The sequence below is a fragment of the Ramlibacter sp. genome (assembly GCF_035706265.1).
Taxonomy (GTDB): domain Bacteria; phylum Pseudomonadota; class Gammaproteobacteria; order Burkholderiales; family Burkholderiaceae_C; genus Ramlibacter.
This window is the reverse complement of the sequence record NZ_DASSVG010000411.1, coordinates 1-7,085: the sequence shown is the minus strand read 5'-3', so window position 1 is coordinate 7,085 and position 7,085 is coordinate 1. Positions and strand designations below refer to the sequence as shown.

Below are 7,085 nucleotides of genomic sequence, written 5' to 3'. Positions count from 1 at the left end.
TGCAGCGGCTGTGGCAATCCATCCTGTTCATCGAGCAGCCGATCGCGCGCAAGCTGGCGCTGCAGGTGGACCTGGGCGCCGCGGGCTTCGGCAAGCCCGTCATCATCGACGAATCCGACGGCGAGACCGACAGCTTCGTGCAGGCGCGCGCGCGCGGCTATGCCGGCGTGTCCTCCAAGACCTGCAAGGGCTTCTACAAGTCGGTGCTCAACGCGGCCCGCTGCGCGATCTGGAACCGCGAGGAGGGCGGCCCGCGCTACTTCATGTCCGCGGAGGACCTGACCACGCAGGCGGGCCTCGCCGTGCAGCAGGACCTGGCGCTGGTGAACCTGCTGGGCATCAAGCACGTGGAGCGCAACGGCCATCACTACGTGGACGGCATGAAGGCGCTGCCGCGCGCGGAGCAGGGCGCCTTCCTGCGCGCGCATCCCGACCTGTACGAGGACAGCCACGGCGCGGTGCGCCTGCGCATCCGCGGCGGCGAGATCGCGATCGGCTCGCTGGACTGCGTCGGCTTCGCCAGCGGAGCGATGCCCGAGTTCGGGGCGATGCAGGCGCTCTGAGCGCCTTCCGCCCCTCACACCACCGCCGCTCCCGCTCCCTCTTTCTCCACCGCCTCCTTCGGCGCATCCGCCAGCGGCATCGCCTCCAGGTACCACGGCACGCTCACGACCGTGAGCCGGGTGCCGCCATGCTTCAACAGCGCGTGCCGCAGCCGCTGCGCGCGATGCGTGTGCAGCAGCTTCTGGTACCAGCGCTCCTTCACCAGCTCCGGCACCAGCACGGCCACCGACCGGTCCGGATGCTGCAGTTCCAGCTCGCGCACCAGCTGCAGCACCGGGGCGTGGATGGCGCGGTACTGCGCCTGCAGCACCACCAGCCGCGGCGCCGGGAAGCCCGCGGCGCGCGCCGGCGCCGCCACGTTGCGCTCCCAGCGCTCCTGCAGCTTGCGGTCGTAGCCCTCGTCCGGCCCGGCGAGGTCGGCCAGGTGCACGCCCAGCACGTGCGGCGACAGCGTGAGCGCCAGCGTGATCGCATGGTCGGCGAGCTGGTTCCATTCCTCGATCGCGACCAGCACCAGCGGCGGCTGGGCCGGCTTGAGCGCCAGCGGCGTCGGATCGTGCACCTTCAGGTCCAGCCGCACGTAGTAGCGCCGGATCGCCTTCAGCAGCACGATCACCGCGGGAATCACCAGCAGGGTGATCCAGGCGCCGTCGGCGAACTTGGCGACCGTGATCACCGCGAGCGCCACCCCGGTTGCGCAGGCGCCGAGGCCGTTGATCGCCAGCTTGAGCCCCACGCGCTCGCCCTCGCGCCGCCTGCGCAGCCAGTGCATCACCATGCCCGCCTGCGAGATCGTGAAGGTCAGGAAGGCGCCGATGGCGAACAGCGGGATCAGGTGCTCCGTGATGCCGCCGAACACCACCAGCAGCAGGCCGGCCGTCACCGCGAGATAGCCGATGCCGACCGAGAACACCAGCCGGCGCCCCGCCACCGCGAAGGGCTTGGGCAGGAAGCCGTCGGCCGCCACCATCCGGCACAGGCGCGGGAAGCCCACGAAGCTGGTGTTGGCCGACAGCGCAAGCACCGCCAGCAGCGCGCCGATCGCCACGTAGTAGAGGACGCCTCGTCCCACGACGGCGCTGGCCAGTTGCGACAGCACGCTGCGGTAGCCGTCGCGCGCCTGGTCCATGGCGCCGATGCCGTAGGCATGCACCAGCCACGAAATCACGGCCAGCAGCACGCCCAGGATGGCGACGATGGCGGCCAGCGTGCGATGGCCGTTGCGCACCACGGGGTCACGGAACGCTCCCATGCCGTTGCTGACCGCCTCGACCCCGGTCATCGCGGTGCAGCCGCTGGCGAAGGCGCGCAGCAGCAGCCACAGTGTGACGGCCTGGGCGACCTGCGGCTGCGCGGGCGGCGCCACCAGCGGCTCGGGCTGGCCGCCGGAGGCCAGCGTGCGCCAGGCGCCGATGGCAAGGATCAGCCCGAAGGCGGCGAGGAACAGGTAGGTCGGCACGGCCACCACGCGGCCGGCATCGAGCGTGCCGCGCAGGTTCATGAGCGTGACGAAGCCGAGGATGCCGAGGCACAGCGGCAGGGTGTAGGGATGCAGCGCGGGCAGCGCCGACACCAGCGCCGCCACGCCCGCCGAGATGCCCACGGCGACGTTGAGCACGTAGTCGATCATCAGCGCCGCCGCGGCCAGCAGGCCGGCATCGGTGCCCAGGTTCTCGCGTGCCACCGCATAGGCGCCGCCGTTGCTGGGGTAGGCCGCGATCGTCTGCCAGTAGGAGACGAACAGCACGGCGAGCAGCGCCAGGATCGGCGCCATCACCCAGCCGATGGAATCGGTGCCGGCCGCGCCGACGGCGGCGAGCACCGCCAGCGCGGCTTCCGGCCCGTAGGCGGAGGAGCCCAGGCCGTCCAGGCCCATCGCGGGCACGGCTTCCAGCGGGCCGATCTTGCGTTCGGCCTGCTCCCGGTTCGCCAGCCTGCGGCCGAGGAGGATCTGGCCGATGCGGATCATCCGCGCCAATGTGGCACGGCGGCGGGCGCGCCCGTGTAGGAAGGGGCGAGACGATGAGGAAGGCTGCGCCCAAATGGAAGAGGGCCCCGGAGGGCCCCCTGTCGCAGCCGGCGGCGGCTACTTCTTGCCGCCGAACAGCTCCTCCATCGCCTTGTCCTGCTCCTCCGAGGTGGTGAGGGGGGGCGGCGCCAGCGGATCGGCCGTGGCGGCCGGCGCCGAGGCGCCCGCATCCGGCGGCGGGGCGAAGGGATCGAAGCCGGGCACGTCGGTCGGCATCTCGATCTTCACCTTGTCGAGATCGATCTTCTCCGCCTTGTCGTGCGAGACGATGCCGGGGAAGGCGATGATCAGGCCCACCATCAGCACCTGGATCAGCACGAAGGGCACGGCACCCCAGTAGATCTGCATCGTGGTGACCGGCGCGATCGGCTTGCGGGTGATCTTGTCGGTGTATTCCTTGGTGGGCGCCACGCTGCGCAGGTAGAACAGCGCGAAGCCGAAGGGCGGGTGCATGAACGAGGTCTGCATGTTCACGGCCAGCAGCACGCCGAACCAGACCAGGTCGATGCCCAGCTTCTCCGCCACCGGCCCGATCAGCGGCACCACGATGAAGGACAGCTCGAAGAAGTCGAGGAAGAAGGCGAGGAAGAACACCAGGATGTTCACCACGATCAGGAAGCCGAGCTGGCCGCCGGGCAGGCTGGTCAGCAGGTGCTCCACCCAGCGCGGGCCGTCCACCCCCTGGAACACCAGGGAGAAGAAGGTCGAGCCGATCAGGATGAACACGACGAAGGAGGCCAGCTTGGTCGTGGTGTTGAGGGCCTGCTTCAGCAGCGAGAACGACAGCCGCCCGCGCGCCATGGCCATGATGCCCGCGCCCAGCGCGCCCATGGCGCCGCCTTCGGTGGGCGTGGCGATGCCCAGGAAGATGGTGCCCAGCACCAGGAAGATCAGCAGCAGCGGCGGGATCAGCACGAAGGTCACGCGCTCGGCCATCTTCGACAGCAGGCCGATGCGCAGCACCTTGTTCACCACCGCGACGATGAAGGCCAGCATCACGCCGGCGCACAGCGACACCACGATGGTCTCGTCGGTCGGGGCGGTGGTCACGCGGCCGTCGGTCCACCAGGCCACGACGTCGGCCCAGTGCTCGCCCAGGAAGATGGCGAGCCCGGCGGAGATCACCGTCAGCGCCAGCAGCGAGGGCAGGCCGCTGCCGCCGTTGTCCTCGCGGATCGAGCGCGCTTCCAGCGGCAGCGCCGGCGCCCACTGCTTCTTGAAGATCGCGATGCCGATCACGTAGGAGGCATAGATGCCGGTGAGCAGGAAGCCGGGGATGAAGGCACCCTTGTACATGTCGCCCACGCTGCGACCGAGCTGGTCGGCCAGCACGATCAGCACCAGCGAGGGCGGGATGATCTGCGCCAGCGTGCCGGAGGCGGCGATCACGCCGGTGGCGAGCCGCCGGTCGTAGCCGTAGCGCAGCATGATGGGCAGCGAGATCAGGCCCATGGAGATCACCGAGGCGGCCACCACGCCGGTGGTGGCGGCCAGCAGCGCGCCGACGAAGATCACGGCCAGCGCCAGGCCGCCGCGCACCGGGCCGAACAGCTGGCCGATGGTGTCCAGCAGGTCTTCGGCCATGCCGCTGCGCTCCAGGATCAGGCCCATGAGCGTGAAGAACGGGATCGCCAGCAGCGTGTCGTTCTGCATGATGCCGAAGATGCGCAGCGGCAGCGCCTGCAGCAGCGACTCGGGCAGCACGCCCAGCTCGATGCCGACCAGGCCGAAGAACAGGCCGCAGGCACCGAGGCTGAAGGCCACCGGGAACCCGAACAGCAGGAAGACGATCAGGCCCACGAACATGATCGGGGCCAGGTTCTGTGCAATGAACTGCATCATTTTGCTTGTGCTCCTCTGGTGGGCCCGCTTACACGCGGCCCTCGGCTTCGGCCTGGCGGCGCAGTTCCTCCGCCAGTTCCTCTTCGGCCGTCTTGGCGACCTTCTTCTCCGTGGGATCGGGGATCAGCCCGCGCAGGAAGGCCACGCGCTTGATCAACTCGGAGATTCCCTGCAGCAGCAGCAGGGCGAAGCCGATCGGCATCAGCAGGTACACCGGCCAGCGGATCAGGCCGCCGGCATTCGAGGAGACCTCGCCCGAGTGGTAGCCCTGGAGGAAGAAGGGAATGCCGAACCACAGGACGATCAGGCACATCGGCGTGAGGAAGAACGCGAAGCCGATGATGTCGATCCAGATCTGCTTGCGCTTGGAGAAGTGGCTGGAGACCACGTCGATCTTCACGTGCTCGCCGTGCAGCAGCGTGTAGCCCGCGGCCAGCAGGAAGGCGCCCGCGAACAGGTACCACTGCACTTCGAGGTAGGCGTTGGAGCTGACGTTGAACGCCTTGCGCACCATCGCGTTCACCGCGCTGATGAGGGTGGAGCCGAGGATCAACCAGATCACCCATTTGCCCACCTGGGCGTTCAACCAGTCGATGGCGCCCGAAAGTTTCAAGAGTCCGCGCATGCTGTCTCCGTCTTTTGTTTCCGCAGGTCGAGAGAACCCCGGATTGTCGGGTAGAGTGAGAGAGTAAGTAGGAAATTCTAGGAAGCCGGACCCTGCCAACCTGACAGCTTCGTGACGCAAACGGATACAGGCATCCGTGTTTGCACGGGGTGGAGGGCCGGCGATCGCGACCGCATACCGCCATGGAAAGCGCCCTTGCCCTGATCGACACGCCCGAGATGCGGCGTGCCGGCCGCGACCGGCTGTCGCTCGCCCTGATGGATGCGCGCAACCACACGCTGCAGTTGCTGGCGCGCTTCGAGCAGGCGCTCGGCCCGGGCATGCGCACGCCGGTGTTGCCGCATGGCGTGCCGCCGCTTTGGCTGGCGGGGCACGTCGGCTGGCTGGCCGAATACTGGATCGGGCGCAATCCGCAGCGCGCGCTGGGCCCGCGCTGCCCGACGGACGGCGTCCGGCTCGCCAGCGTGGAGCCGCAGGCCGACGGCTGGTTCGACCCGTCGCTCACGCCGCGTGCGCAGCGCTGGTCGCTCGAGCTGCCCGAGCCCGAGGCGCTGAGGGCCTACCTGCTCGACACGCTGGAGACCACGCTGGAGCTGCTGGAGCACACGCCGGACCAGGACGACGCGCTCTATTTCTTCCGCATGGCGCTGTTCCACGAAGACCTGCGCGGAGAGGAGCTGGCCATGCTGGCGCAGGCGGCGGGCGTGCCGCTCGGGCTCGTGCTGCCGGACGGTGCGGCGACGCGGCCGCCGCTCGCGCTGCCGGCCACGCGCTGCACGCTCGGCTGGTCCGATGCGGGTTTCGCGCTCGACGTGGAGCAGGGCCACGAGGTGGTGAACGTGCCCGAATTCGAGATCGACGCCCAGCCGGTGACGTGGGCGCAGTACGTGGAGTTCATCGACGACGGCGGCTACGACCGCGAGGAGCTGTGGCATCCGCAGGGTTGGGCCTGGCTGCAGCGCGAGGCGCAGGCCGAGGGCCGGCGCGGGCCGGGCCACGTGGAGCAGATCGGGGTGGCGAGCGGCGCCGTGTTGCAGACGCTGTTCGGCAAGCCCACGCGCATGGGCGCGAGCCAGTGCGCGCTGCATGCGAGCTGGTGGGAGGCCGACGCCTTCGCGCGCTGGGCCGGGCGCCGGCTGCCGACCGAAGCCGAATGGGAGATCGCCGCACTGCAGGCGGCGCGGCGCGGTTTCCGCTGGGGCGAGGTGCGCGAGTGGACGGCGGGCACGCTGCGGCCCTGGCCCGGTTTCCACGCCGCCCCGTGGTCGGCCACGGCGGAACTGGAGGCGCAGCCGCACTTCGGCATCGCGCGCGTGCAGCGCGGGGCGTCGTTCGCGGCGCGTTCGCGCATGAAGCATCCGCGCGGCCGCTGGTGGGCGCTGCCGGGCCGGGACGACGGTTTCGTGGGGTTCAGGACCTGCGCGGTTTGAGCTGCATTTCCTCCGTCCATGGGCGCGACACGGTGAATCGCGCCATGTATGCCGCGCTGCGTTCGTTGCCTTCGGTCCGGCACAGGACGGATTTGTCCGCCTCACTCCATGTCCTCCGGCACGGCCTGAAGGCCGTGCCTCCCCCTTTACTTCCGGAGGCGGACAAACCCGTCCTGCGCCTGCAGTGTGGGAGGGACGGGCGATCGGTCCTTCACCAACCGTGACGCAGCGCTGCGCCGTGCGTGCGATGGGCCCGGGTTGCGGGGCGTGTTCATCGCGCGCTGCAGGCCCGGAGGGGGTTTGTCCGGCTCCGGAAGTAAAGGAGGAGGCGCGGGCGCGGCGCCAACACGGGCAACGGTTCTCATCCGCGCCGGGGGACATGGAGGAGACGGACAAACCCCCTCCGGGCCGGACCAGAGGCCACTCCGCTATCCCAGCGGCCCAGCCTGGATCAGCCGGAGCTATTCGGATCCGGAAGTTTCTCCGGGCACCGGCGCACCCGCGCGGGCCCGACGCTGTTTCTTGGGCGGCAGATCCCACCAGGGCAGCTGCGCCTTCAGGCTCAACACTTCGCCGCTGCGCCAGGGCGCGTACC

Annotated in this window: 4 protein-coding genes and 1 pseudogene; 2 read left to right on the top strand and 3 right to left on the bottom strand. The window is 69.8% G+C overall.

Annotation, left to right across the window (positions count from 1 at the left end):
• Positions 1 to 563, top strand: a pseudogene (locus tag VFM98_RS14675) (mandelate racemase); the annotation flags it as partial.
• Positions 564 to 577: 14 nt separating this feature from the next.
• On the opposite strand, the gene VFM98_RS14670 reads toward VFM98_RS14675, so the two are convergent.
• The 3 genes from VFM98_RS14670 to VFM98_RS14660 form a co-directional block, all read right to left on the bottom strand.
• Entirely contained in the window at positions 578 to 2,533 is a 1,956-nt protein-coding gene (locus VFM98_RS14670) for an APC family permease (RefSeq protein WP_325110651.1), read from the bottom strand.
• Between the two features lie 117 nt (positions 2,534 to 2,650).
• Positions 2,651 to 4,432 carry a TRAP transporter large permease subunit gene (locus tag VFM98_RS14665; RefSeq protein ID WP_325110652.1) on the bottom strand — a complete coding sequence of 594 codons (1,782 nt, stop codon included), beginning with the start codon at positions 4,430 to 4,432 and terminating at the stop codon, positions 2,651 to 2,653.
• A gap of 31 nt (positions 4,433 to 4,463) precedes the next feature.
• Positions 4,464 to 5,060: a TRAP transporter small permease subunit gene (locus VFM98_RS14660; RefSeq protein WP_325110650.1), complete on the bottom strand. Its 597-nt coding sequence runs from the start codon at positions 5,058 to 5,060 to the stop codon at positions 4,464 to 4,466.
• A 182-nt stretch (positions 5,061 to 5,242) separates the two neighbouring features.
• On the opposite strand from VFM98_RS14660, the gene VFM98_RS14655 reads away from it, so the two are divergent.
• Positions 5,243 to 6,490 (top strand): SUMF1/EgtB/PvdO family nonheme iron enzyme, encoded by a 1,248-nt coding sequence (locus VFM98_RS14655; protein WP_325110649.1) that lies wholly within the window; start codon positions 5,243 to 5,245, stop codon positions 6,488 to 6,490.
• Positions 6,491 to 7,085: the final 595 nt, after the last annotated feature.

Coding starts and splice junctions, on each gene's coding strand:
- VFM98_RS14670 (WP_325110651.1), bottom strand. CDS start 2,533: ATGATCCGCATCGGCCAGATCCTCCTCGGCCGCAGGCTGGCGAACCGG.
- VFM98_RS14665 (WP_325110652.1), bottom strand. CDS start 4,432: ATGCAGTTCATTGCACAGAACCTGGCCCCGATCATGTTCGTGGGCCTG.
- VFM98_RS14660 (WP_325110650.1), bottom strand. CDS start 5,060: ATGCGCGGACTCTTGAAACTTTCGGGCGCCATCGACTGGTTGAACGCC.
- VFM98_RS14655 (WP_325110649.1), top strand. CDS start 5,243: ATGGAAAGCGCCCTTGCCCTGATCGACACGCCCGAGATGCGGCGTGCC.